Below are 585 nucleotides of genomic sequence, written 5' to 3' on the forward strand. Positions count from 1 at the left end.
GAAGTGCAGTAATGCATGGAGCTGACCAATACTAATCGGTCGAGGGCTTATCCTAAAGATAAGACGTAATGAGTTTCGGATCCAGTTTTCAGGGTGTAACACCTTGAAGGTATGTAGAAGTACATACAACAAGCGTATAGCTATTCTTTCACACAATCTGTGATGAACCGAATAAGCTTACGGAAGAATTTGCGGAGCAAATTCACGTTTGGTGGCGATAGCGGAGGGGTTCCACACGTACCCATCCCGAACACGACCGTTAAGCCCTCCAGCGCCGATGGTACTTGGACCGCAGGGTCCTGGGAGAGTAGGACGCCGCCAAGCAAAGTCCTTTAAAGGATGATAAAATTTTATGAATTAGGGCCTTTAGCTCAGCTGGTTAGAGCGCACCCCTGATAAGGGTGAGGTCGGTGGTTCGAGTCCACTAAGGCCCACCATTTCTAGATTGACTAAAAGTTTGGGGCTATAGCTCAGCTGGGAGAGCGCCTGCCTTGCACGCAGGAGGTCAGGGGTTCGATCCCCCTTGGCTCCACCAATATTCCCTGATAGCTCAGTTGGTAGAGCACTCGACTGTTAATCGAGTTG

2 tRNA genes and 1 rRNA gene are annotated in these 585 nt (G+C 49.6%); all 3 read left to right on the forward strand.

Annotation, left to right across the window (positions count from 1 at the left end):
* The first annotated feature begins 207 nt into the window (after positions 1–207).
* The 3 genes from rrf to ACN6NF_RS25615 all read left to right on the forward strand — a co-directional run bounded on the left by rrf (position 208) and on the right by ACN6NF_RS25615 (position 535).
* A 5S ribosomal RNA gene (gene rrf, locus ACN6NF_RS25605) occupies positions 208–324 on the forward strand.
* 36 nt (positions 325–360) lie between these two features.
* Positions 361–437 (forward strand) — tRNA-Ile (locus ACN6NF_RS25610).
* Between the two features lie 22 nt (positions 438–459).
* Positions 460–535, forward strand: a tRNA-Ala gene (locus tag ACN6NF_RS25615).
* The last annotated feature ends 50 nt before the right edge of the window (positions 536–585 follow it).

Source organism: Paenibacillus sp. TSM33, from assembly GCF_056099025.1.